The 23,759-nt window shown below is 67.0% G+C and carries 24 protein-coding genes; 13 read left to right on the forward strand and 11 right to left on the reverse strand.

The genetic code is table 11. The features are described from left to right. The first annotated feature begins 15 nt into the window (after nt 1-15). From paaX to MasN3_RS23160, 3 genes are read left to right on the forward strand one after another with little or no spacing between them, the layout of a single operon-like run. On the forward strand, nt 16-933 hold the full coding sequence (gene paaX / locus MasN3_RS23150; protein ID WP_281910562.1) for a phenylacetic acid degradation operon negative regulatory protein PaaX: 918 nt from the start codon (nt 16-18) through the stop codon (nt 931-933). A gap of 52 nt (nt 934-985) precedes the next feature. Beyond that, nucleotides 986-2,125 carry a M14 family metallopeptidase gene (locus tag MasN3_RS23155; protein ID WP_281910563.1) on the forward strand — a complete coding sequence of 380 codons (1,140 nt, stop codon included), beginning with the start codon at nt 986-988 and terminating at the stop codon, nt 2,123-2,125. Nucleotides 2,126-2,135: 10 nt separating this feature from the next. Then, complete coding sequence (locus MasN3_RS23160) at nt 2,136-2,372, forward strand: hypothetical protein (RefSeq protein WP_281910564.1); 237 nt, start codon at nt 2,136-2,138, stop codon at nt 2,370-2,372. Nucleotides 2,373-2,435: 63 nt separating this feature from the next. Here the strand turns inward: MasN3_RS23160 and MasN3_RS23165 are convergent, their stop codons facing one another. Then, the gene (locus MasN3_RS23165; RefSeq protein ID WP_281910565.1) at nt 2,436-2,675 is read right to left on the reverse strand and encodes a hypothetical protein; all 240 of its coding nucleotides are present in this window, start codon (nt 2,673-2,675) and stop codon (nt 2,436-2,438) included. 21 nt (nt 2,676-2,696) lie between these two features. Further along, complete coding sequence (pmbA, locus tag MasN3_RS23170) at nt 2,697-4,061, reverse strand: metalloprotease PmbA (RefSeq protein ID WP_281910566.1); 1,365 nt, start codon at nt 4,059-4,061, stop codon at nt 2,697-2,699. A gap of 107 nt (nt 4,062-4,168) precedes the next feature. Between pmbA and yjgA the strand changes: the two genes are divergently transcribed. From yjgA to MasN3_RS23185, 3 genes are read left to right on the forward strand one after another with little or no spacing between them, the layout of a single operon-like run. Beyond that, nucleotides 4,169-4,768, forward strand: a complete 600-nt coding sequence (yjgA, locus tag MasN3_RS23175; RefSeq protein WP_281910567.1) for a ribosome biogenesis factor YjgA — start codon at nt 4,169-4,171, stop codon at nt 4,766-4,768. Next, on the forward strand, nt 4,746-5,366 hold the full coding sequence (mog, locus tag MasN3_RS23180) for a molybdopterin adenylyltransferase (RefSeq protein ID WP_281910568.1): 621 nt from the start codon (nt 4,746-4,748) through the stop codon (nt 5,364-5,366). Before yjgA ends, mog begins: the two co-directional genes overlap by 23 nt. Before the next feature lie 16 nt (nt 5,367-5,382). Further along, entirely contained in the window at nt 5,383-6,048 is a 666-nt protein-coding gene (locus MasN3_RS23185) for an alpha/beta hydrolase (protein WP_281910570.1), read from the forward strand. 99 nt (nt 6,049-6,147) lie between these two features. Here MasN3_RS23185 and MasN3_RS23190 read toward each other — a convergent pair whose 3' ends face one another. Next, nucleotides 6,148-7,473 carry an aspartate aminotransferase family protein gene (locus MasN3_RS23190; protein WP_281910571.1) on the reverse strand — a complete coding sequence of 442 codons (1,326 nt, stop codon included), beginning with the start codon at nt 7,471-7,473 and terminating at the stop codon, nt 6,148-6,150. Nucleotides 7,474-7,600: 127 nt separating this feature from the next. Between MasN3_RS23190 and MasN3_RS23195 the strand changes: the two genes are divergently transcribed. Continuing rightward, nucleotides 7,601-8,155 carry a carboxymuconolactone decarboxylase family protein gene (locus MasN3_RS23195; RefSeq protein WP_281910572.1) on the forward strand — a complete coding sequence of 185 codons (555 nt, stop codon included), beginning with the start codon at nt 7,601-7,603 and terminating at the stop codon, nt 8,153-8,155. A gap of 4 nt (nt 8,156-8,159) precedes the next feature. On the opposite strand, the gene MasN3_RS23200 is transcribed toward MasN3_RS23195, so the two are convergent. The 3 genes from MasN3_RS23200 to MasN3_RS23210 all read right to left on the reverse strand — a co-directional run bounded on the left by MasN3_RS23200 (nt 8,160) and on the right by MasN3_RS23210 (nt 10,012). Continuing rightward, a complete protein-coding gene (locus MasN3_RS23200; protein WP_281910573.1) occupies nt 8,160-9,008 on the reverse strand; it encodes a fumarylacetoacetate hydrolase family protein in 849 nt (282 codons plus the stop codon). 81 nt (nt 9,009-9,089) lie between these two features. Next, the gene (locus MasN3_RS23205) at nt 9,090-9,449 is read right to left on the reverse strand and encodes a c-type cytochrome (RefSeq protein ID WP_281910574.1); all 360 of its coding nucleotides are present in this window, start codon (nt 9,447-9,449) and stop codon (nt 9,090-9,092) included. Continuing rightward, on the reverse strand, nt 9,446-10,012 hold the full coding sequence (locus MasN3_RS23210; RefSeq protein WP_281910575.1) for a c-type cytochrome: 567 nt from the start codon (nt 10,010-10,012) through the stop codon (nt 9,446-9,448). Before MasN3_RS23210 ends, MasN3_RS23205 begins: the two co-directional genes overlap by 4 nt. Nucleotides 10,013-10,154: 142 nt before the next feature. On the opposite strand from MasN3_RS23210, the gene MasN3_RS23215 reads away from it, so the two are divergent. The 4 genes from MasN3_RS23215 to MasN3_RS23230 are packed head-to-tail and all read left to right on the forward strand — an operon-like array spanning nt 10,155 to nt 14,295. Beyond that, a complete protein-coding gene (locus tag MasN3_RS23215; RefSeq protein ID WP_281910576.1) occupies nt 10,155-10,505 on the forward strand; it encodes a c-type cytochrome in 351 nt (116 codons plus the stop codon). A gap of 5 nt (nt 10,506-10,510) precedes the next feature. Next, nucleotides 10,511-11,440, forward strand: a complete 930-nt coding sequence (coxB, locus tag MasN3_RS23220) for a cytochrome c oxidase subunit II (RefSeq protein WP_281910577.1) — start codon at nt 10,511-10,513, stop codon at nt 11,438-11,440. Continuing rightward, complete coding sequence (ctaD, locus tag MasN3_RS23225) at nt 11,437-13,962, forward strand: cytochrome c oxidase subunit I (protein ID WP_281910578.1); 2,526 nt, start codon at nt 11,437-11,439, stop codon at nt 13,960-13,962. Before coxB ends, ctaD begins: the two co-directional genes overlap by 4 nt. A gap of 3 nt (nt 13,963-13,965) precedes the next feature. After that, entirely contained in the window at nt 13,966-14,295 is a 330-nt protein-coding gene (locus tag MasN3_RS23230; protein WP_281910579.1) for a hypothetical protein, read from the forward strand. Nucleotides 14,296-14,318: 23 nt separating this feature from the next. Here the strand turns inward: MasN3_RS23230 and MasN3_RS23235 are convergent, their stop codons facing one another. The 4 genes from MasN3_RS23235 to MasN3_RS23250 all read right to left on the reverse strand — a co-directional run bounded on the left by MasN3_RS23235 (nt 14,319) and on the right by MasN3_RS23250 (nt 20,617). After that, a complete protein-coding gene (locus MasN3_RS23235) occupies nt 14,319-15,635 on the reverse strand; it encodes a PQQ-dependent sugar dehydrogenase (RefSeq protein ID WP_281910580.1) in 1,317 nt (438 codons plus the stop codon). Between the two features lie 82 nt (nt 15,636-15,717). Beyond that, nucleotides 15,718-17,001 carry an MFS transporter gene (locus MasN3_RS23240; protein WP_281910581.1) on the reverse strand — a complete coding sequence of 428 codons (1,284 nt, stop codon included), beginning with the start codon at nt 16,999-17,001 and terminating at the stop codon, nt 15,718-15,720. Between the two features lie 40 nt (nt 17,002-17,041). Beyond that, on the reverse strand, nt 17,042-18,448 hold the full coding sequence (locus tag MasN3_RS23245) for a KamA family radical SAM protein (RefSeq protein WP_281910582.1): 1,407 nt from the start codon (nt 18,446-18,448) through the stop codon (nt 17,042-17,044). Nucleotides 18,449-18,652: 204 nt separating this feature from the next. Next, a complete protein-coding gene (locus MasN3_RS23250; protein ID WP_281910583.1) occupies nt 18,653-20,617 on the reverse strand; it encodes an acyltransferase family protein in 1,965 nt (654 codons plus the stop codon). Between the two features lie 243 nt (nt 20,618-20,860). Here MasN3_RS23250 and MasN3_RS23255 point away from each other — a divergent pair, with 243 nt between their 5' ends. Then, a complete protein-coding gene (locus tag MasN3_RS23255; protein ID WP_281910584.1) occupies nt 20,861-21,316 on the forward strand; it encodes a cache domain-containing protein in 456 nt (151 codons plus the stop codon). Nucleotides 21,317-21,352: 36 nt separating this feature from the next. Further along, nucleotides 21,353-23,083 (forward strand): methyl-accepting chemotaxis protein, encoded by a 1,731-nt coding sequence (locus MasN3_RS23260; protein WP_281910587.1) that lies wholly within the window; start codon nt 21,353-21,355, stop codon nt 23,081-23,083. A gap of 3 nt (nt 23,084-23,086) precedes the next feature. Here the strand turns inward: MasN3_RS23260 and MasN3_RS23265 are convergent, their stop codons facing one another. Beyond that, nucleotides 23,087-23,656, reverse strand: a complete 570-nt coding sequence (locus MasN3_RS23265; protein WP_281910588.1) for a DNA-3-methyladenine glycosylase — start codon at nt 23,654-23,656, stop codon at nt 23,087-23,089. Nucleotides 23,657-23,759: the final 103 nt, after the last annotated feature.

Genomic DNA, 23,759 nt, shown 5'->3' on the forward strand with positions numbered 1-23,759 from the left:
ATTGAGGCCCCATCAATGGCACAACCCAGCAGCGCGGAGTGGATAGACCGCTTCCTGACGAACGACCCGCCGCGCCACAAGTCGCTGGTGATGACGGTGTGCGGCGACGCCATCGCCCCGCACGGCGGCGCCTTCTGGTTGGGCAGCATGATCGACCTCCTGGGCCCGCTGGGCGTGTCGGAGCGGCTGGTGCGCACCAGCGTGTTCCGCCTGGTGCAGGAAGGCTGGCTGACCGCCAGCCGCGAGGGCCGGCGCAGCCGCTATGCGCTCGAACCGAAGGCCCTGCCGCGCTTCGAGCGCGCCAACCGCCGCATCTATTCGCCGCCGGGACTGGACTGGGATGGCCGCTGGACCTTCGTGCTGGCGTCCAACGGCAGCATCGATGGCGACCTGCGCGCCCTGCTGCGCAAGGAACTGGCGTGGGAAGGCTTCGCCATGCTGGCCACCGGCGTGATGACCCACCCGGCGCCCGACCGCGACACCCTGCGCGAGATCCTGGCGCGCGCCGGGGCCGACGGCAAGGTGTTCGTCTGCGATGCGGCCGGGCTGCCCGGCGTCGGCGCGCGTCCGCTGCCCGAGCTGGTGGGCGACGCCTGGGATCTGTCCGGGGTGGTGGCCGGCTACCGCGGCTTCATCGAGACCTTCACACAGCTGGCGGACATGGACCCGGACATCGCCCCGCAGGACGCCTTCGCGATCCGCACCCTCCTGATCCACGCCTACCGCCGCGTGCAGCTGCACGACCCGATGCTGCCGCTCGGGCTGCTGCCCGACCCATGGCCGGGCAGCGACGCCTATGAACTCGCCGGGCGCATCTACCGCCATACCTACGCGCGGGCCGAGGAACACATCATGGCGATGCTGCGCAAGGAAGACGCATCCACGCCGGAAGCGGACCAGGACTTCCATGAGCGATTCGGCGGCCTCGCCTGATTCGTGCAGTATGATTAGCGTTTTACCCAACACCAATAATCCAGGACACACCATGTCTATCAAGATCAGCAGCCAGTTCGACGCTGGCGCCATCGAAGTCGTCAACGCCACCAGCGCGAACGCCATCGACCTGAACATCCGCAAGGATTCGCACGCCGATATCGTGCAATGGTTCTACTTCCGCCTGCAGGGCGCGCAAGGCCAGGCCTGCACCATCCGCTTCCTGAACGCGGGCCAGGCCGCCTATCCGGCCGGCTGGGAAGGCTACCAGGCGATGGCGAGCTACGACCGCGTCAACTGGTTCCGCGTGCCGACCTCCTACGACGGCCAGGTGATGACGATCGAACACACCCCGGGCATGGACAGCGTCTACTACGCCTACTTCGAACCGTATTCGTGGGAGCGCCACCTGGAACTGCTCGACCGCGCCCAGATGGCCGAGCACGTGCGCATGCTGGACCTCGGCTCCACCGTCGACGGCCGCGACCTGAACATGCTGGTGATCGGCGAACCCGCGCCCGAGAAGAAGAAGGTCTGGGTGATCGCACGCCAGCACCCGGGCGAAACGATGGCCGAGTGGTTCGTCGAAGGCATGCTCGATGCCCTGCTCGACCCGGCCCACCCGTTCGGGCGTCAGTTATTGAAGGAATCGGTGTTCTACGTGGTGCCGAACATGAACCCGGACGGCTCGGTGCGCGGCAACCTGCGCACCAACGCGGCCGGCGCCAACCTGAACCGCGAGTGGATGAACCCGACCATGGAGCGCAGCCCGGAAGTCTTCCTGGTGCTCAAGAAGATGCACGAGACCGGCGTGGACCTGTGCCTGGACGTGCACGGCGACGAGGGCCTGCCCTATGTGTTCGTGGCCGGCAGCGAGTCGCTGCCCACCTGGACCGACGCCCAGGCCGCGCAGCAACAGCGCTTCATTGAGGACTTCAAGATCGCCAGCCCGGACTTCCAGGACGTGCACGGCTACGGCCAGACCCCGTTCACCGACGAGACCCTGACCATGGGCTCCTCGCACATCACCCACGCCTTCGGCTGCCTGTCCCTGACCCTGGAACTGCCGTTCAAGGACAACGCCAACGACCCGGACCCGCAGGTGGGCTGGGACGGCGCCCGCAGCGCGCGCCTGGGCGCGGCGGTGCTGCAGCCGGTGCTGAACGCGGTGCGCGCGCTGGGCACGAAATAAGGAGCGGACGATGAGCGTGTTCTCCGCGTCCGTGTTCGACGCCACCGTCATCTTCGAAGGCCAGGAGCTGTTCAAGGGCCGCGGCGCGGCCCAGACCTGGGCCGAAAAGGTCGCCAAGGAGCTGGAAACCGAGGTGACGGTCGAGAAGATCGGCACCGGCTGGGCCCTCAAGGCCACGGTCGACGGCGAGCCGGTCACCTGGGGCATCTACGGCCAGCGCCTGAGCCGCATCGGACAGGCCGGCTGAGCGTCGCCAGCCCCGGCACAGCCCACCCGACCGTGCGGTCCGGTGGGCTTTTTTTCGCGTGTCTTAGAGTTCCACGCCCAGGTGCTTGTGGACCCAGGCATTGGCGTCCTCGAGCACGTCGAAATGCAGGGTGGCGATGGTGGTCTTGTCGGGCGCCAGGAAACTCACATAGGCCTTGCGCGCCTCGTTGCCCGAGCTGAGCAGGTCGGAGGGCTGCGACAGCTCGACGGTGGCCACCAGGTCGAGGTTGAGCAGGACGCTCTTCTGGCTGTTTTCCTTATCGATGCGAACGAACTTGCTCATATATATTCTTCTCCGGTGTAATCAACTGCCGGCCACGACCATTTTTTCGATCAGGATCGAACCGGTCGATTTGTTGCCGCGTGCCAGGACATCGTTGCCGATGGCGACGATCTGCTGGAACATCTCGCGCATATTGCCCGCGATGGTGATTTCTTCCACCGGATACTGGATCACGCCGTTCTCGACCCAGTAGCCGGACGCGCCGCGCGAATAGTCGCCGGTAACGTAGTTGACGCCCTGGCCCATCAGTTCCGTGACCAGGAGGCCCGTGCCCATCTTGCGCAGCATGCCTTCGAAGTCGTCGGCGCGGCGGGTATCCCTGGAGACGATGTCGAGGTTGTGCGAACCGCCGGCGTTGCCGGTGGTCTGCATGCCCAGCTTGCGCGCCGAGTACGAGGACAGGAAGTAGCCCTGCAATACCCCATTCTCCACGACCTTGCGGCGGGTGGTGCGCACGCCTTCCTCGCCGAACGGCGCGGAGCCGACCGCGCCGATCAGGTGCGGGTCTTCGACGATGCTGATGTGCTCCGGGAACACCTGCTTGCCCAGCGAGTCGAGCAGGAAGCTCGACTTGCGGTACAGTGCGCCGCCCGAGACGGCCTGCACGAAGGCGCCCAGCAGGCCGGCGGCCAGCGGGGCCTCGAACAGCACCGGGCAGGTGCGGGTATCGAGCTTGCGCGCGTTCAGGCGCGCCAGCGCGCGCTCGGCGGCGTAGCGGCCCACGGCTTCCGGCCGGGCCAGCTTTTTCGGGTCGCGCGCCGAGGTGTACCAGTCGTCGCGCTGCATCTTGTTGCCCTTGCCGGCGATCGGCGCGACCGAGATCGTATGGCGCGAGAACGGATAGCCGCCGATGAAGCCGCGCGAGTTGGCGCCGACGAAATGCGACTGCTGCACGTAGACGCTGGCGCCTTCGCTGTTGCCGATGCGCGGATCGACTTCGAAGGCGGCGTTCTCGCAGCGCTGGGCCAGTTCGACCGCTTCCTCGGTCGAAATCTGCCAGGGGTAGAACAGGCGCAGGTCGCGCGGATTGGTTTCCAGCAGCTCGGCATCGGGCAGGCCGGCGCAATCGTCCTCGGCGGTGAAGCGGGCGATGTTCCAGGCCGCTTCCACGGTGTCCTTCAGGGACCTGGTGGAGAAGTCGGAGGTGTTGGCATTGCCGCGCCGCTGGCCGAAATAGACGGTGACGCCGATGCCCTTGTCCCTGTTCTGTTCGATGGTCTCGATCTTGCCTTTACGCACGGAAACCGACAGGCCGCTGCCTTCGCTGATCTCGACCGATGCATCGGTGGCGCCCTGCTCTTTCGCAAACGCCAATACGTCGCGGGCGAGCTGTTTCAGCTGGTCCTGGGTATGGGTAAACGCTGAGGTGATCGCGGAGTCGTTCATGTCGTGTTTTTCGTAGCTCGCCCTAAAACAGTTATCATAGCAGCCGTTTACTATTTTCACTGACCGGCTCTACGCCAATCGGATCGATCCGGGTCAATCCATAGATCATGCCTAATCCAAACCGCGGCTCCGTGGGCTTCCAGTCCAACGAGTTCGAGCAAGAATACGAACGTCCTTCCAAGTCCGAAGCCAAGCGTCAGTCGAACGAGCTGCAAAAGCTCGGCGAACAGCTGGTGGACGCGCCGCGCGACCGCGTCAAGCGCGTCGAGATGCCGGAAGACGTCAAGGAAGCCATCCTCACCTGCCAGACCATCACCAACCACGAAGGCCGCCGCCGCGCCCTGCAATTCGTGGGCAAGAAGATGCGCACGCTGGACGAGGCCGAAGTCGAGGTGATCAAGCGCACCATCGAGGGCTGGAAGGGCGCCTCGAAGGCCGAGACCGCCGCCCTGCACGCCCTCGAGCGCCGCCGCGAAAAGCTGCTCGCCGACGACAAGGCCCTGACCCAGCTCTTGGCCGAGAACCCGGAGCTTGACGCGCAGCACCTGCGCACCCTGATCCGCAACGCGCGCAAGGAACAGGCGGAGAACAAGCCGCCCAAGGCCTACCGCGAGATCTTCCAGATCCTGAAAGACCTGGGCAAGAAGCAGAAGCAGGCCGCGGACACCGAGGAAGAAGCCGGCGATGACGAATCCGACGACGAGTAATCCTGAACTGGTGATTGGCCTGGTGTCGGTCTCGGACCGCGCCAGCGGCGGCGTCTATGAAGACAAGGGCATCCCGGCCCTGCACGACTGGCTGGCGCAGGCGATCACCACGCCGTTTCGCGTCGAAACCCGTTTGATCCCCGACGAACGGGCGGAGATCGAGCGTACCCTGGTCGACCTGGTCGACAACGTGCGCTGCCACCTGGTGCTTACCACCGGCGGCACCGGTCCGGCGCGGCGCGACCTCACGCCCGAGGCGACGCTGGCCGTGGCCACGAAAGAGATGCCGGGCTTCGGCGAACAGATGCGCCAGATCAGCCTGCGCTTCGTGCCGACCGCGATCCTGTCGCGCCAGACCGCGGTGATCCGCGAGACGGCCGATCATGCGGCCCTGATCATGAACCTGCCGGGCCAGCCCAAGTCGATCAAGGAAACGCTCGAAGGCCTGAAGGACGAGGCCGGCAACACGGTCGTCGGCGGCATCTTCGCCGCCGTGCCCTATTGCATCGACCTCATCAAGGGGCCTTACATCGAGACCAATCCGTCCATCAGCAAGACCTTCCGCCCGAAGTCGGCGCTGCGTCCTCCTGCTGCCTGAACGAACAAAGGAACCCATGGAACTGCTGCAAAACATCGAGATCGAAACCGCGCCGAACCCGCAAGTGGCGGTCATCTGGCTGCACGGCCTGGGCGCCGACGGCAACGACTTCGTGCCGCTCGTGAACGAACTGGATCTGTCCGGCCTGCCCGGCATCCGTTTCGTGTTCCCGCATGCGAAGACCATGCCGGTGACGATCAACGGCGGCTACGTGATGCGCGCCTGGTACGACATCACCGGTGCCGAGCTGACCCGCCGCGAGGACGAAGGCGGTCTGCGCGCCTCGCAGCGCGACGTCGAAGCCCTGATCGCGCGCGAAAAGGCGCGCGGCATCCCGGCCTCGCGCATCATCCTGGCCGGCTTCTCGCAGGGCTGCGCGATGACCCTGCAGACCGGCATGCGCCATCCGGAAAAGCTGGCGGGCATGCTGTGCCTGTCGGGCTACCTGCCGCTGGCCAACGTGGTCGCCAACGAACGTACCCCGGAAAGCCTGGCCACGCCGGTCTTCATGGCCCACGGCACCCACGACAACGTGGTGCCCTTCGCGCGTGCGCGCGAATCGAAGGAGCTGCTGGTCTCGCTCGGCTACGGGGTCGAGTGGCACGAGTACGCCATGCAGCACTCGCTGTGCCTGGAAGAGGTGCAGGATATTTCGAAGTGGCTGAGAAAAGTAATCGCGTAGGGTGTTCGGCTCTGCCGAACGCGCGTTCAAATCACCGTTGAATAGACGCTACGGCCGATCTTGCACCGGTTGAACGCGCGGACGGCATAGCCGTCCACCCTACTGTTTCAACGCCGCGTCCACCGCATCGGCGAGCCGCGACACGATCTCCGACAGATCCGCCGCCGTTGCAATGAAGGGCGGCGCCAGCAGCACATGGTCGCCAAGCTGTCCGTCGATGGTCCCGCCCATCGGGTAGACCATCAGCCCGTTCTCCATCGCCTTGGCCTTGATCGCCGCATGCAGCTTGCGCTCCGGCGCGAACGGCGCCTTGGTGGCGCGATCCTGGACGAATTCCAGCGCCAGGAACATGCCGCGCCCGCGGATGTCACCCACGTGCTCGTGGGTGCCGAACACGTCGCCCAGCATGCGCCGCAGCGTGGCGCCGCGGCTGCGCACCCGCGCCAATAGATCATCGCGCTCGATCACCTTCTGCACTTCCAACGCCGCGCTTGCTGCCACCGGATGCCCGATGTAGGTGTGCCCGTGCTGGAACATGCCGCTGCCACCCCGCAGGCAGTCGACGATGGTCTGGTGCGCCAGCACCGCGCCGATCGGCTGGTAGCCCGCGCCCAGGCCCTTGGCGATGGCGATGATGTCCGGCGCCACGCCATCCTGCTCGATCGCGTACATGGTGCCGGTGCGGCCCATCCCGCACATCACCTCGTCGGCGATGAGCAGGATGCGGTAGCGGTCGCAGATGTCGCGCACGCCCTGGAAGTAGCCCGGCGTCGGCGGGATCGCGCCGCCGGTGGCGCCCACCACCGGCTCGGCGACGAAAGCGATGATGTTCTCCGGCCCAGCCTTGAGGATGTTGGTTTCCAGCTCGTCGAGCAGGCCGGCGGTATAGTCGTCCACGCTCTGGTGGGCGGCGCGGCCGCGGTATTCGTAGCAGGCGCTCACCCGCACGGTGTCCATCAGCAGCGGTGCGAAGGCCTTGCGGCGCCATTCGTTGCCGCCCACCGCCAGCGCGCCCAGGGTGTTGCCGTGGTAGCTCTGGCGCCGCGCCATGAACAGGTGGCGCTGCGGCTCGCCCGCTTCCACCCAGTACTGGCGGGCCAGCTTGAGCGCCGTTTCCATCGCTTCCGAGCCGCCCGAGACCAGGTACACGCCGCCAATATCCTGCGGCGCGCCGGCGATCAGGCGGTCGGCCAGCTCCTCGGCCACGTCGGTAGTGAAGAAGGCGGTGTGGGCGTAGGCGCAGCGGTCGATCTGGCGGTGCATGGCAGCGATCACGTCCGGGTGGCCGTGGCCCAGCGAGGACACGGCGGCCCCGCCGCTGGCGTCGATGTAGACCCGGCCGGCCTTGTCGCGCATGTGAATGCCGCTCGCCGACACCGCGGTCGGCGGCACCTGGCGCAGGTTACGGTGGAGGATATGGCTCATTGCGGCTCCCTTGGTCAGAACAAGAGTTTGACAATAAGCGTGCCCGGCGCCGGTTCTTTTGATTTTCGACGGACGCTGTGCAATTATTTTCCAATTACAACACGCTTTTCTCACCACCTTCCACGCCATGACCGACCGACTCGGACCGATTGCGCTCGCGGACATGAGCCCGTCCCAGCGCGCCGCGGCGCAGGCCATCATCGACGGGCCTCGCGGAGCCCTGTACGGCCCCTTCGTGCCGTTGCTGCGCAGTCCGGAGCTGATGGAATACGCCCAGCGCATGGGCGAGTACCTGCGCTACCGCAGCGCGATCGGGGTACGGCTGTCGGAACTGGCGATCCTGGTCACCGCACGCCAGTGGAACCAGGGGGTGGAATGGGCGATCCATGCGCCGATCGCGGGGAAGAATGGCATCCCGGCCTCGGTGATCCGTGCGATCGCCGAGCGGCGCAGACCAAGCGACATGCTGGTCGACGAAGCGGTGGTGCACGACTTCTGCATCGAGCTGCACGAGGCCAAATCGGTGTCGGACCGGGTGTATGCCGATGCGCTCGCGCTGTTCGGCGAGCATGGCGTGGTCGATCTGATGGGCATCAACGGGTACTACACCTTCCTGGCCATGGTGATGAACACGGCCAGGACGGCGGTGCCGGCGGAATGCGAAGCGCGCCTGCCGGACTAGGGTCTTACTTCGGGAAAGCGACCACTTCCTGCTGCTGCTCGCCCAGTCCGGCGATGCCGAGCCTGAGCTTGTCGCCCTTCTTCAGGAAGCGCTGCGGCGAGCGTCCCATGCCCACGCCCGGCGGGGTGCCGGTGGTGATGATGTCGCCCGGCTCCAGGGTCATGAAGCGCGACACGTAGCTGACGATTCTAGCAACCGTGAAGATCATGTTCGACGTATTCCCGGTCTGCATGCGCTTGCCGTTCAGTTCCAGGTAGAGGTCCAGGTCCTGCACGTCATAGATTTCGTCGCGCGTGACCAGGAAGGGGCCGACCGGACCGAAGCTGTCGCAGCCCTTGCCCTTGTCCCACTGCGAGCCCATCTCGAACTGGAAGGCGCGCTCGGACACGTCGTTGACCACGCAGTAGCCGGCCACGTACTTGAGCGCCTCGTCTTCGCTCACGTACTGCGCGCGGGTGCCGATCACCACGCCCAGTTCGACTTCCCAGTCGGTCTTCTTCGAGCCCTTGGGCAGCTGGACCGGATCGTCCGGACCGGACAGGCTGCTGATCGCCTTGGTGAAGAAGATCGGCTCCTTCGGCACCTCGCCCCCCGTCTCGGCAGCGTGGTCGGCATAGTTCATGCCGATGCCGATGAACTTGCCGACGCCCTTGACCGGCACGCCCAGGCGCGGATTGCCGCGCACCAGCGGCAGCGTCTTCCAGTCGATCTTCGCCAGCTTGCGCAGCGCCTTGTCCGAGAGCTGCGACGCGTCGACGTCGTCGATGATCCCGGACAGGTCGCGCAGGCGGCCCTCTTCGTCGAACAGGCCCGGCTTTTCCTTGCCCGGGCGGCCATAGCGCACCAATCTCATTCTTGTCTTCCTTGTATAGCAAACGCCGAACACGCCCAGCATGGGCCAGCGGGCGATGATACCAAGGATCGGGCGGCCAGGTTATTGGCTCAGCAGATATGCGCTGATATCGAGCGCATCGCGTGCGCTCACGCCCATGTTCGGCATGGCGGTATGCGGATCGATCGACTGCGGGTCGCGGATCCAGCGCACCAGGCCGTCCTGGCCGCCCGGCACCGCTCCCGCCAGCACCTTGCGCCCGGCCATGCCTTCGAGCGGGCGGCCGACGTAGACCTTCGAGCCGGGCACGCCGGGAATCATATGGCAGGACTGGCAGGCATACTGCGTCACGGCGATCTTGCCGCGCTCCGGGTCGCCCTGCACGCCGACCGGCGGCCGCTTGGGCGAGCAGGCGGCCAGGCCCGCCAGCGCCAGTGCCGCCGCGATGCGCAAGACGCTCATTTCGCTCCTCCCTGCGCCAGCGCCGGCGCGCCAGGCGCCGCCGTCCAGGCGCGGAAATCCTGCGCGCTCATCGCCGGCATGGCCCTCACGAAGGCCACCACCGCCCAGATCTCGTCCTCGCCCAGGTGGTATTCCCAGGCCGGCATGCCGCTCATCTTGATGCCGTTCTTCGTGATCCAGTACAGCTCGCGCGCTTCCCAGTGCTGGTTGGCGTCCACCAGCGGCCCCGGAATCGGCTGCATGCTCATGCCGATGGTGGACTGGGCCACGCCCGGGCCGCCGTGGCATTGCAGGCACTTGTCGCGGTAGACCGCGGCGCCGATGCGCAGCTGCTGCTCGTCCCCGAGGCGCGGCACCCGCACCTCGCGTGCGTGGTGGCGCACCGAGTTGGCCATGCCCTCTTCCAGCACCGTGTACACGAAGGGGAAATGCTGGGCGGTGGCCCCGATGTTGTACCAGCCGCCGAAAAGGACCGCGAGGCCGGCCGCACCCGCGGCGGCGCCCGCCGCGAGCAGCGTCAGTACAGCGGTCTTCACGATCAGCCATTGGCGGTTGGAGAGCATGTCGGGGTGCGTCCGATTGGATTCGTTAAAAAAAATACATTGTTGTTTGTGTATTATAAAAGCCACTCCACAATGTCGAATTTCAAACGTGCGCCCCCGTCTTTACCGCGACTCTCTCCGCACCGCCACACAGGCCGCCTTGATGCTGGCTTGTACCGTCTTGCTCGCCGGGTGCAAGGACGACGCGCGCCCGGTCGTCCCCGGCGGCGACGTGCAGGTGGGCCTGCGGCTGGTCACCCAGTACCAGTGCGGCGCCTGCCACGTGATCCCGGGCGTGCAGGGCGCGGACGGCAAGTCGGAGGACGCCGGCCCTTCGCTCGACTACATCGGCCGCCTGAGCTACATCGCCGGCGGCATCCCCAACCAGCCCGCCAACATGGTGCAATGGCTGCGCGTGCCGCATGCCGTCAAACCCGGCACCGAGATGCCGCCCATGGGCCTGACGGAACAGGAAGCGCGCCACATCGCGGCCTTCCTGTACACCCTGAGGTGAGCGCCATGACCGGCACCCTGCACTCGGCCCTGGAGCCGGCCGGCTGGGACGCGGCCATCATCAGCCAGTTCGCCTGGGTGATGTTCGGCGCCGGCGCCGTGATCTTCGCCGCCGTGATGGCGCTGCTCTACCTCAGCCTGCGGCGCCAGGAGCGACCGGCGCGCGCGCTGCTGTGGATCGGGGGCGGCGGCATCGCCTTCCCGGTGGTGGTGCTCACCGCGCTCCTGGGGTGGAGCACCTGGCGCAGCGCCCAGCTGGCGCCGCAGACTTCGCGCGACGCGCTCACCATCTCGGTCACCGCCAAGATGTGGTGGTGGGAAGTGCGCTACCACGACCCGGCGAGCGGACGCGAGATCGCCACCGCCAACGAGATCCACATCCCGGTCGGCCGCAGCGTCTACCTCGGCCTGAATTCGGCCGACGTGATCCACAGCCTGTGGGTGCCCTCGCTGGCCGGCAAGCGCGACATGGTGCCGGGCCGCGTCACCGGCCTGACCCTGCGCGCCGACAAGCCGGGCATCTACCGCGGCCAGTGCGCCGAATACTGCGGCGCCCAGCATGCCAAGATGGCGCTGCACGTGGTGGCGCTGGCGCCGCAGGAATTCGAGGCCTGGCTGGCGCGCCAGGCGCAGCCGGCCAGGCCCGCGGACAACGCAATCCTCGCACGCGGCCGCGCCGCCTTCCTCGAGCAGCGCTGCCAGGCCTGCCATACGATCCGCGGCGTGGCCGAAGGCTCGCGCCTGGGTCCGGACCTGACCCACGTCGGCAGCCGCATGCACATCGGCGCCGGCACCCTGCGCAATCACCGCGACACGCTGGGAGGCTGGATCGCCGACCCGCAGGCCGCCAAGCCCGGCGTCTTCATGCCCGGCTCGCAAGACCTCGACCGCGACACGCTGCGCGCGCTGGCCACCTACCTCGAGCACCTGAAATGACCCAGCCGCTGCCCACGCATTTGCCTAGTTCACTGCCCCGCCCGGAGGGCGAATTCGAGCGCCTGAAGGAAGTCTGGCGCACGCCCACCGGCTGGCGCTTCTTCACGTCGGTGAACAACACCAGCATCGGCCTGCTCTACATCGGCACCGCCCTGCTGTTCTTCATCCTGGCCGGCATCCTGGCGCTGGTCATGCGGGTACAGCTGGCGGTGCCCGACAACACCCTGCTCAGCCCCGATACCTACAACCAGGTCTTCACCATGCATGGCACAGTGATGATGTTCCTGTTCGCGATCCCGATCGTCGAGGCCTTGGCCGTCTACCTGCTGCCCAACATGCTGGGCGCGCGCGACCTGCCCTTCCCGCGCCTGTCCGCCTATGCCTACTGGGCCTATGCCTTCGGCGGCCTGGCCTTCTTCTGCACCATCTTCGTCGGCCTGGCGCCGGACGGCGGCTGGTTCATGTACCCGCCCTACACCGGCAACACCTATTCGCCGGGCCTGAACGCCGACTTCTGGCTGCTGGGGATCGGCTTCATCGAGATCTCGGCGATCGCCGGCGCGATCGAACTGATCATCGGCATCCTGTTCACCCGCGCGCCGGGCATGACGCTGCGCCGCATGCCGGTTTACGCCTGGGCCATGCTGGTGGTGGCGGTGATGATCGTGTTCGCCTTCCCGGCGGTGATCGCCGGCACCGCCCTGCTGGAACTGGAGCGCGCCTTCGACTGGCCCTTCTTCATCGCCGAGCGCGGCGGCGACCCGATCCTGTGGCAGCACCTGTTCTGGTTCTTCGGCCACCCCGAGGTCTACATCATCTTCCTGCCCGCCGCCGGCATGGTCTCGACCATGATCCCGACCATCGCCGGCACGCCGCTGGTGGGACGGCGCGCCATCATCGTGGCCCTGGTGGGCGTGGGCTTCTTCAGCTTCGGGCTGTGGGCCCACCACATGTTCACCGCCGGCCTGGGCGTGCTGGAGATGAGCTTCATCTCGGCCGCCAGCATGGCCGTCGCCATCCCGACCGGCATCCAGGTGTTCGCCTGGATCGCCACCCTGTGGAACGGGCGGGTGCGCATGACGTCTCCGGCGCTGTTCCTGATGGGCTTCATGTTCATCTTCGTGCTGGGCGGCCTGACCGGGGTGATGGTCGCCGTGATCCCGTTCGACTGGCAGGCCCACGACACCTATTTCATCGTGGCCCACCTGCACTATGTCCTGATCGGCGGCATGGTGTTCCCGGTGTTCGCCGGGATGTACTACTGGCTGCCGCTGGTCAAGGGCCAGCCCCTGTCCGAGAAGCTGGGGCGCTGGGTGTTCTGGATGATGTTCGGCGGCTTCAACCTGGCCTTCTTCCCGATGCACATCACGGGCCTGTACGGCATGCCGCGCCGGGTCTACACCTATGACGCGCACCTCGGCTGGAACCTGCTGAACATGCTCTCCACGGTCGGCGCCTTCATCTTCGCCTTCGGCGTCCTGCTGTTCATCGTCGACGCCGTGCGCGCGCTGCGCCGGCCGGAAAAGGAAGTGGGCAATCCGTGGAACTCGCCGACCCTCGAATGGCTGCCGTCCGAATCCTACGGCAACCGCAGCATCCCGCGCATCCACTCGACCAATCCGCTGTGGGACCAGCCGACCCTGCCGGAAGAGGTCGAGCGCGGCCAGCACTACCTGCCCGGCACCGCCACCGGCCTGCGCGAAACCATCGCCACCAGCCCGGTCAAGGCCGAGCCGCGCTACCTGATGGTGCTGCCGGGCGACAGCTGGCTGCCGGTCATCGCCGCCCTCGGCACCGCCGGCTTCTTCCTGCTGCTGACGGTCAAGGCGATCCTGCCGGCCTTCATCTTCGGCCTGATGGCGGTGGGCGGCACCGTCGCCTGGCTGTGGGAATCGGACCGCAAGCCGCCCATCGAGCAGGCGCGGGTCGCCGACGACCTGGTGCTGCCGGTGAACGCCAAGACCACGGCCTCGCAGTCGTGGTGGGGCACGATGGTGATGCTGATCGTCGACGCCTGCATCTTCGCCTCCTTCGGCTACGCCTACATCCACGTGTCGATGCGGCTGCAGGTCTGCCCGCCGCCGGGCGCCGCCCTGCCGGAACTGTCCTCGCAGCTGGTCTCGGCCGGCCTGTTGGCGGCCAGTTCGGTGCTGATGCTGCTGGCCGTGCGCGCGCTCGGCAAGCGCCGCCTGCCCTGGCTGGTGCTGCTCGCGCTGGGCTGTACCGCGGCCTCCTTCCTGTTCGATCTGCGCGGGCACCAGTTCGCCGGCCTCGATCCGACGGCCAGCGCCTGGGGCGCCGCGATCGGCGGGCTGCTCGGCTACCAGGGACTGCACGTGGTGGTGCTGGCGATCGCCGGTCCCTACCTGGTGCTGCGCGCTTGGCGCGGCATGCTTACCGAGCGCAGCCGCGCAACGCTCGACAACGTCGCCCTGCTCTGGCACTACACGACGCTACAGGGCCTTGCCGGCATGGCGCTGGTGCAGGGCTTGCCGGCGCTGATGCCGTGGCTGATGGAGTAGACCATGCAAGACCATTTCTTCCGGCAGCTCATGCGCGGCACCCTGTCCCTGCTGGTGTGGGCGGCGCACTTCAGCTTCTGCTATCTGCTGGCGGCGGCGCAATGCACGCCGGCGGCGCTGCGCGCGGACGGGCCGAACCGGGTGCTGCTGGGAATCGCGACCGTGGCGGCGCTGGCCATCTGCCTGTGGCTGGCCTGGCGCGAGCGCGGCATCCTGCGCAACGCCACGGAAGCGGCGCTGCTCGACTGGGCGGCGGCGCTGGGGGCGGTGCTGGCCTTTGTCGGGATCCTGTGGACCGGGATGCCGATCCTGCTGGTCAGCGGGTGCGCCTGAGTGATCTGGTCCAGTGGACCAGATCACGGAGCGGCGGGCGTCACGCGCCAGACCACGTTGCCGACGTCGTCCGCCACCAGGATCGCTCCCTTTCCGTCCACCGCGACACCGACCGGCCGGCCCTGCGCCTCGCCGTCCTGGTTCAGAAAACCGGTGAGCAGCTCGACCGGTTTCCCGGCCGGCTTCCCCTCCCTGAACGGCACATACACCACGTTGTAGCCCGACAGCGGCTTGCGGTTCCAGGAACCGTGCTGGCCGATGAGGGCGCCGTTCGTGAACTGGGGCAGTAGCGCGCCGGTATAGAAGGCCAGGCCCAGCGCCGCCACATGGGCGCCCAGCGCATAGTCCGGCACGATCGCCCTGGCCACCAGCTCGGGACGCTGCGGCCGGACGCGCGCGTCCACGTGGCGGCCATACCAGCTGTAGGGCCAGCCGTAGAAACCGCCGCCCTTCACCGAAGTGAGGTAGTCGGGCACCAGGTCGCTGCCGATCTCGTCGCGTTCGTTCACCACCGTCCACAGCACCCCGGTTTCCGGGTTCCAGGCCAGGCCGTTGGGGTTGCGCAGGCCGCTGGCGAAGAGGCGGGTCTTGCCGCTGGCGATGTCCACTTCGAGGATGGCGGCGCGGTCGACTTCCTGGTCCATGCCGTTCTCGGCCACGTTGCTGTTCGAACCCACGGTGGCATACAGCTTGCGCCCGTCCGGGCTGGCGATGATGTTCTTGGTCCAGTGATGGTTCAGCGGCCCGCCCGGCAGCAGCGCCACCGGCTCCGCCGGCGCGCCGATCGCGGTATCGCCCGCGCGGTAGGGGAAGCGCACGATGCCGTCGGTGTTCGCCACGTACAGCGTGTCGCCGACCAGCGCCATGCCGAAGGGCGAATTCAGGCCTTTCAGGAACACGGTTTTCACTTCCGCCACGCCGTCGCCGTCGGCGTCGCGCAGCAGCGTGATGCGGTTCGCGCTGGGCACGCCCGCGCCCGCCCTTTCCATCACCTTTTTCTGGACCCAGGCCTTGATGCCCGTCTTGGCCGGCTGGCGCGGCGCATTGCTCTCGGCGACCAGCACGTCGCCATTGGGCAGCACGTGAAGCCAGCGCGGATGGTCGAGGCCGGAAGCGTAGGCCTGCACCGCCAGTCCCTCCGCCGCCGCCGGCCTGGCGCCGGGCGGCCAGCCCTTCGCGGGAGCGATGTCCACGGTCGGGATCAGGGAGCTGACCGGCGACACCAGGAGCGGGTGGGTGCCGACGTCGGCGCCGGGGGACAGCGTGGAGCGGTCGCCGCAGGCGGCCAGCAGCAGGAGCATCGCGCCGCTGGCGATGCGAGGCAGGAGGTGGTCGCGCATGGTGTTCTCTCGGTGGGGGCGGACAGCACGATACTAGCCAATCCGGCAATATCGCGCCATCCCTTCCGGCGAGAGAAGCGGTTCAGGTGGGAACCGCCTGGACCTCCTCGACATCCTCGGCGGCCGGCGCGCTGTAGCGCCGGCGCCGCCGCACGAATCCGACCAGGCCCGGCAACTGCACCAGTACCAGCACGGCAAAGGCCATGCGGTAGGCCATGGCGGGAGTCTGGCCGGCATCGTCCAGGGGCCACAGGCCGACCAGCAGGCCGAAGCCCGCCTGCACCACGAAGGCGCCGATGAAGATCAGGAGGTTCAGGCAGGTCGCCGCGCGTCCGGTCAGCTCGCGCGGCATCGACTGCGCGATGATGGCGTACTCGATTCCCGTAATGGTCCCGACCAGCGTGAACAGCACCGACAGCAGCTGGAAGCTCGGCTTGTAGTTGAGCACGAAGGCGGCCTGTACCAGCAGGAACACGGCGATGCCGGCGGCGGCCACGTCGAGCGGAGCAATGCCGCGCCGGCCGGCCCATTCGGTGATCATGCCCACCCCGATGGCGCCGAAGATCACCGACGCCATCCCCATGTAGAGCAGGTAGGCGACCGCGTCGTCGGGGAAGCGCGCGACGTCCGACAGCCAGCGTCCGATCCACAGCCCCTGGATGCCGAAGAACACCGCATGCGGGATCAGGACCAGCGAGGCCGTGCTGCGGAACACCGGCGCCCGGAACACCTCGCGCAGCGCCTGCCCCAGCGGTCCGCGCTTGGGCTGCGGTCCCTTGTCACGAGGATACAGGAGCGCGATCAGCAGGCCGGAACATGCGGTCAGCCCGGCCAGGATGGCGAACAGGCCGCGCCAGTCGGTATAGTCGAGCACCAGCCGCACCGGCATGGTCGCGCTGGCGGCACCGAGCCCGCCGACGGCGATCAGGTAGCCGTGCACCGAAGGCAGCTTGGCCGGGGTGATCCAGGTGGACACCGCCTTCACCGCCGCCATGAAGCAGCCGCCCAGGCCCAGGCCCATGATGGCGCGCGCCACCAGCAGCTGCCCGAAGCCGGTGCCGCGCGCGAACAGCAGCGCGCCGAGCGCGCCGACCAGCATCATCGACAGCTGCACCCTGCACGGCCCCCAGCGGTCGAGGGCGATCCCGACTGGCAACTGGACCAGCGCGAAGGCGAAGAAGAAGGCGCTGGTGAGCAGCCCCAGCTCGCCCGGTGTGAGCGCGAGCGTCCCCATCAGGTCGGGGGCCAGCACCGCGTTCACGTTGCGCAGCAGCGTCGACAGATAGTGTCCCAGCGCGAACGGCAGGAACACGTAGAAACAAACCGCCACGCCGGTCAGGCGTGGCGCGGTGGCGGTATCCTGCATGGGCCAAGTCCCGGTCGGGTGCGTGGAGGCGCGTCCGGGTTCAGGCTGCGTCCTGGGTAGCGCCGCCGGCTTCGCTGCATGCCTGTCCCGCCGGCACCAGCGGGATCACACGTCCGCCGGGTCCGCGCAGCGGGCCTTCGCTCTCCTGCTCGAAGAAGAACTTGTCGCGCCCGAAGGCCGGCTTCAGGTGGTCGAGCCAGGTGGCGTCCGGATCGTACTTGGCGAAGAAGGGACGGCGCACCCATTCCGGATTGCGCGCCTGCAGGAACTGCAGCGCGAACAGCTTCTCGCCATTGATCGTGACCACACCGTCGATCACCACCTTGCCCGGGAAAGCGCTCATCGAGGGGCCGCGCACCGTGCGCGACAGGCCCGACACCATCGAGTAGGCCTCCTGGAAGATCTGGTGCGCGCGCGCCAGCGGCAGCGAGAAGTAGTCGCGCGGCCCGGTGTCGCGCTCGACGAACATGTAGTACGGGATCGCGCCCAGGCGCACGCCGGTGGTCCACAGCTCGGCCCAGCTCTTCGGGTCTTCGTTGATGTGGCGGATCAGGGGCCCCTGCATGCGCAGCGTGGCGCCGGTGCCGACGATGCGCTTGACCGCCTGCTGGGCGATCGGATGGCGCAGCTCGACCGCATGGTTGTAGTGGCCCATGATCGCGAGGTTCTTGCCCGACCTGACCACCTTCTCGAACAGGCGCATCAGGTCGTCGCTGTCCTTGTCCGACACGAAGCGCTGCGGCCAGTAGGCCACCGACTTGGTGCCGATGCGGATGTTCTGGATGTGCGCCAGGTTCGGTTCGAGCAGCGGCTCGAGGAACTCGGCCAGCGAACGCGTGTTCATGATCATTGGGTCGCCCCCGGTGATCAATACGTCGGTGACGTCCTGGTGGGTCTCGAGGTAGGACACCAGCTCGCTGCATTCGCGCGCATCGAACTTCATGTCGTCCATGCCGACGAACTGCGGCCAGCGGAAGCAGAAGGTGCAGTAGGCGTGGCAGGTCTGGCCCGAGCTCGGGAAGAACAGCACGGTTTCCTTGTACTTGTGCTGCAGGCCCTTGAGCGGCGCGTCGTTGACGCGCGGGACGTTGTGCGTCATCTGGCCGGCCGGGTGCGGGTTCATGCGCATCCGGATGCCGTGCACCAGCTTCGCAATGGCCGCCTCGTCCTTCTTGTACAGCACCAGGTCGCGCAGCTGTTCGTATTCGCTGGCGGGCAACATGTCGCGGTGCGGGAAGGTGAGCCGGTAGATCGGATCGTCCGGCACCTTGTCCCAGTCGATCAGCTCCTCCAGCACGTAGGCGTTCACGCGGAACGGCAGCACATGGGACACCACCTGGACGGCTTCCTGCAGCTCAGGCGTCAGCCATTGCCATTGGCGCGCCGAGTGGATCGTCTGGCGGGTATAGGGCTTGAACTTGGAGGGCGTCGATTCGGTCGTGATCACAGGGATTCTCCAGGAAACGAGGGATGAATTAGTCGGCATGGGTAAAACGTTGCCGGTAAGAATTCATCTTATGTTGCGAGAAGCCTCGGAGAATTGCCGTCAATCAATCAGATTGTTCCTACGGTGGGGGTTAAAACAAGGGGAGGCAAAACGGGACAACTACTGGACAAGACGACCCGGAGCGCATGGTCCGGGCCGTCCATCTTATTGCGGCGCGCGCCGGCGCATCCATTCGGCAAAGTGCCTGCCGACCAGCAGGTCGCCGTCGTAGCTCAGGTGGTTGTTGTCGCGGTACATCAGGCGTCCGTCGATCATGGCGTGGCAGGCGCTGTCGTCGCACAGGGCCGTGGACGAATCGAACCAGGCGATCTGCGGGAACTCGCGGGCCAGGGCGCCCAGCACTGCGCGGTGCGACACCATCTGCTGCTCCCAATCGGCGCGCGTGATCGCGCAGGGCATGCGGGTAGCCGACGAGGCCACGCCGGCGCGCTTGATGCAGGAACGCGGGTCGAAGCTGATGATGGGCACGTCGTTCATGAAGATCACCCGCTTGCCGGCCGCGTTGAAACGGCGGAAGGTTTCGCGCGCCGCATCCACCCAGACCCGCTGCTCGGGCGCGCTGCCGAAGCGCAGGTGGGTCGAGAACACCACGGTCTTCACCGAGGGCATGCCGAGGGCCAGTTCCAGCATCGGCTGGGTCGCCTGCTGGTAGGGATCGCCCTGTGGGTCGAGCCCCCAGTAGGGATGGCGGGTACCCAGCATCAGCAGGTTCTCGCCGACGCTGCTGTAGTACTTCGTCAGGCCGGCTACCACGTGGTAGGCATGGCTATCGCCCAGCAGTATCACGGTCGGGTCCTGCGCGGGATCGGCCTGCAGGCAGTATTCATAGATCGAGTCGAAACCGTAGCGCTTCTTGCAGGCCTCGGCATTGGCCTTGTCCTCGACCAGCACCAGGGCCTTGTGGTTGGCCAGGTTGTCCTGGACGGGCTTGCGCGCCGGCAGGCCGTCGTTCAGGTAGATGTAGCCGCCAACGGCGGCGCAGGCCAGCATCATCGCGCTCAGCGCCGCGACTTTGGCACGGCCGCCGCCGCCGCGCAGCGGGCGCTCCACCACCCGGTAGGTCAGCCAGGCCAGCAGGAGGGCCAGCAGCACCGCCGCGGCGCGGATGGCGGGCGCCGGCTCGCGCGATTCGACGATCTGGGCAAAGGACAGCAGCGGCCAATGCCACAGGTAGAGCGGATAACTCACCAGCCCGATCCAGACCATGAGGCGGTTCGACAGCAGCACGCGGTTGAGCCAGGCCTGCGGCCCGGCGCCGATGAGCAGGAGCGCGCCCAGCGCGGGCAGCAGCGCGCGCCAGCCGGGGAACGGGTCTTCCCGGGTAATCAGGACCAGGCCGGCGGCCAGCAGGGCCGCGCCAAGCCAGGCCAGCAGGTTCGGCGCCGGCGCCAGGCGCGGCGCGGCGGCGCCCGGGCGCGCTTGCAGGCAGGCCAGGCCGGCGCCCAGCAGCAGTTCCCAGGCACGGCTGGCGGGTGAATAGAAGGTAGCGCTGGGGTGGCCGGCGATGCCGCCCAGGTTGACGGCGAACGAGGCCAGCGCCAGCACCGCGGCCACCGTCAGCAGATTCATGCGCAGCCGCCAGCCCAGCAGGAGGACGACCGGCCACAGGATATAGAACTGCTCCTCGATGCCGAGCGACCACAGGTGCAGCAGCGGCTTGGTGTCGGCCGCGGTGTCGAAGTAGCCGACCTGGGCCCAGTAGAAGAAGTTGGCCGCGAAGCCAGCGCCGCCGACCACGTGCTTGCCGAGCTGCTGATATTCGTCAGGGAACAGGGCCAGCCAGCCGAAGGCCAGGCAGGCGCCGAGCACCAGCACCAGCGCCGGGAAGATGCGCCGCACGCGGCGGGCGTAGAAGCCGGCGAAGCTGAAGCTGCCCGCCTCCAGTTCGCGCAGCAGGATGCTGGTGATCAGGAAGCCGGAAATCACGAAGAAGATGTCGACGCCGATGAAACCGCCCCGCAGCACCGCAGGGAAGGCGTGGAACAGCACCACCGACAGCACGGCGACGGCGCGCAGGCCGTCGATGTCGCGGCGGTAGGCCAGGTGCCCCGCTGTGTGGGCTGCTTTTCCCAGCGGATCCGCGATGGGGATCTGTGTCTCTCGCTTCATGCCAGCTCATCAATAAAAGCTGACGATTCTACATGAGCTGTTTACATTGAAACAACGACCTCTGCCTGAAAACAACATCAGCCTTGATTTGCATGCAATGTGGATGAGACACGAATGCGCAAGCTTCCTGCCCCGACTCCGCAATGCGATTGCGCGATCGCAACTCGCGCTCGTCACAGCCCGGTACATTTGCCAATGCACTTTAGCAATATTGATCCCAGAACATTCACTCAAGGAGTCAACATGAAACTGTTCGCCACCGCCGCCGCCCTGTGCCTGGCCATCGCCGCCACCCCTGCCCTTGCCAACGGCCCGACCGAGAAGGACGCCATCGCGATGGTCGAACGCGGCGTTGCCCTGGTCAAGGCCAAGGGCAAGGACGAAATGATGAAGAAGATCAACGCGAAGGATGCGGAATATGTCCAGGGCGAGCTCTACATGGACATCCGCGACCTGAAGACCGGCATCGTGCTGGCCCACCCCTACAACCCCTCGATCGTCGGCAAGGACCTGACCGACGTGCCGGACGCAAACGGCAAGAAGTACCGCCGCGAGATCATCGAACTGGCCGCCGCCAAGGGCAAGGGCTGGGTCGACTACCAGTACAAGAATCCGACCAGCGGCAAGATCGAGCCGAAGACGACCTTCATCCAGCGCGTCGACGACGTGGTGCTGGAAGTCGGCATCTACAAGAAATAAAGCGTCCCGCCCTTTCGTCCACGCCCGGAGTCAAGCATGCTGAACAAACTGAGGATCGGCCCGAAACTCCTGCTGGCTCCGGGCCTGGTGCTGGTGCTGCTGACGCTGCTGTCGGCAGCCGCTTATTACGGCATGGTGCGCCAGAACGCCTCGCTCGAGCACATGGTGCAAGTGCGCGCCGCGCGCCTGCAGGCCGTGGCCGACGTGGCCGGCGAAGCGCGCTTCGCGCATGCCAACATCTACCAGCTGCTGGCCTGGGTGAACGGCAGCTTCGCGAAAACCCGCCTGGACGCCCTGACCGCCGACATCCACAAGAAGCATGGGGCGGTCAAGAACAAGCTGGATGAACTGTCGAAGGGCGCCGCACCGGGCGAGCGCACGCCGATCGAGAACGCGCTGGCCGCGCTGGCGGGCTACCGCAAGATGGTGGCCGAGACCATCGAACTGGCTCAGGTCGACCAGTCGATCGCCACCAATTCGATGCAGAAGGCCGAGAAGCAGTTCGTCGCCCTCGACAGCGGCCTGCAGACCCTGGCGGCGCTGGAAAAGAAGCTGAGCGTGGATGCGCACGCCGCTGCCAAGGCCGAGTTCCGTACCCTCGGCCTGAGCATGGCCGGCCTGGTGCTGCTGTCGATCACCTTGTCCCTCCTGGTGACGATGCTGGTGCGGCGCGCCATGCTGGCCGATATCCAGTCGATCGCCACCGTGGTGAACGACCTGGCCGAGGGCCGCCTGCGCCCGTCCGGCACCCCGGGCGGCGGACGCGACGAGATCGCCGACACCTCGCGCGCGCTCGACCATTCCATCTCGCGCCTGAACGGCGCCCTGAACAGCATCCTGCACTCGGTGCGCTCGATCGACACCGCGTCGAAGGAAATCGCCACCGGCAACCTGGACCTGTCGACCCGCACCGAGCTGCAGGCCGGTTCGCTCGAACAGACCGCCAGCACCATGGAAGAACTGACCACGGCGGTGAAGGAGAACGCCAACAATGCGCGCCTGGCCTCGAACCTCGCGGCCGAGGCGCAGCAGCTGGCCTTGAACGGCGGCCAGGCGGTCGGCCGGGCGGTGGCGACGATGGAATCGATCCAGGCCAGCTCGCGCAAGATCGTCGAGATCACCGGCGTCATCGACGGCATCTCCTTCCAGACCAACCTGCTGGCCCTGAACGCCGCGGTGGAAGCGGCGCGCGCCGGCGAACAGGGACGCGGCTTCGCGGTGGTGGCCGCCGAAGTGCGCACGCTGGCCCAGCGCTCGGCGGCGGCGGCGCGCGAGATCAAGGGGCTGATCGCCGACTCGGTGAAGATCATCGAGGACGGCAGCGCCTCGGTGAGCGAGGCCGGCGCCAGCATGGGCGACATCGTCGCCTCGGTGCGCCAGGTGAACGACATCATCGGCCGCATCAGCATCGCCAGCACCGAGCAGGCCGACGGCATTGCCGAAGTGAACAAAGCGGTCGGCCAGATGGACGGCATGACCCAGCAGAACGCGGCGCTGGTGGAACAGGCCGCGGCGGCGGCCGAAAGCCTGCACGAGCAGACCGTCAACCTGGCCAAGGCGGTGTCGATCTTCAAGTTCGACGGCGACGACGCCGACGTCATCGCGGAGGCGCAGGCCGAGGATGGGCAAGAAGCGGAAGAGGACGGCGACGAAGGCTTCCAGGGCCTGCGCGAGCGGCGCGCGGCCGGCAGTCCGATGCGCGGACGCGCGCTGGCGGCGCTGCCGGCTGCCCCTAGCAAAGGCGCGCAGCGGCGGCGCAGTGCCTGAGGGTCAGCGGAACGGACGGCTCACGTAACGCGAGCCCGCGAGCCCGAAACGCCAGGGTACGTCCATCGCCTTGGAAATCCCGATACGCGGCCCGGTCACGACCTCCAGTCCCGGCGGGGCGGGAAGGATCTCGAACGGCGGCTGCGAGATGGCCATGCCGTTGAGGGCGCGGGTCACGCCCAGGGCCTGGCACAGCTTGCCCGGACCGGAGCACAGCAGCCACTCATCCATCGCATCGCGGCGCCGGCGCATCTCGTCCAGTCCGGCGAGCGGCTCCAGCGCGCGGATCAGCACCCCGGCGCCGTGGCCCTCTTCACGGCACACGAAATTCAGGCACCAATGGATGCCGTAGGAGCGGTAAACATAGGCATGGGCGGGCGGCCCGAACATCGAGGCATTGCGCTCGGTGGGACCGGAAAAGGCGTGCGAAGCCGGGTCTTCGCGGTCGTAGGCTTCGGTCTCGACGATCCTGCCGCCGACGCCGTCCACCAGCACCGTCACGCCGATCAGCTGGCGCGCCACGATGTCCGCCGGCTGGGAAAAATCGATTCCTGCTATTGTCGAAATGGCCATGCAGGGATTCTAACCCGGCCGATATGAGGGTGTCGCTTTGGTTAAATTGACACAAAATATGGTTTTAACGGCAAGCATTTTGCATTGCTTTGCTGCAATAAAA

This window comes from Massilia varians (assembly GCF_027923905.1).
GTDB lineage: Bacteria > Pseudomonadota > Gammaproteobacteria > Burkholderiales > Burkholderiaceae_D > Telluria > Telluria varians_B.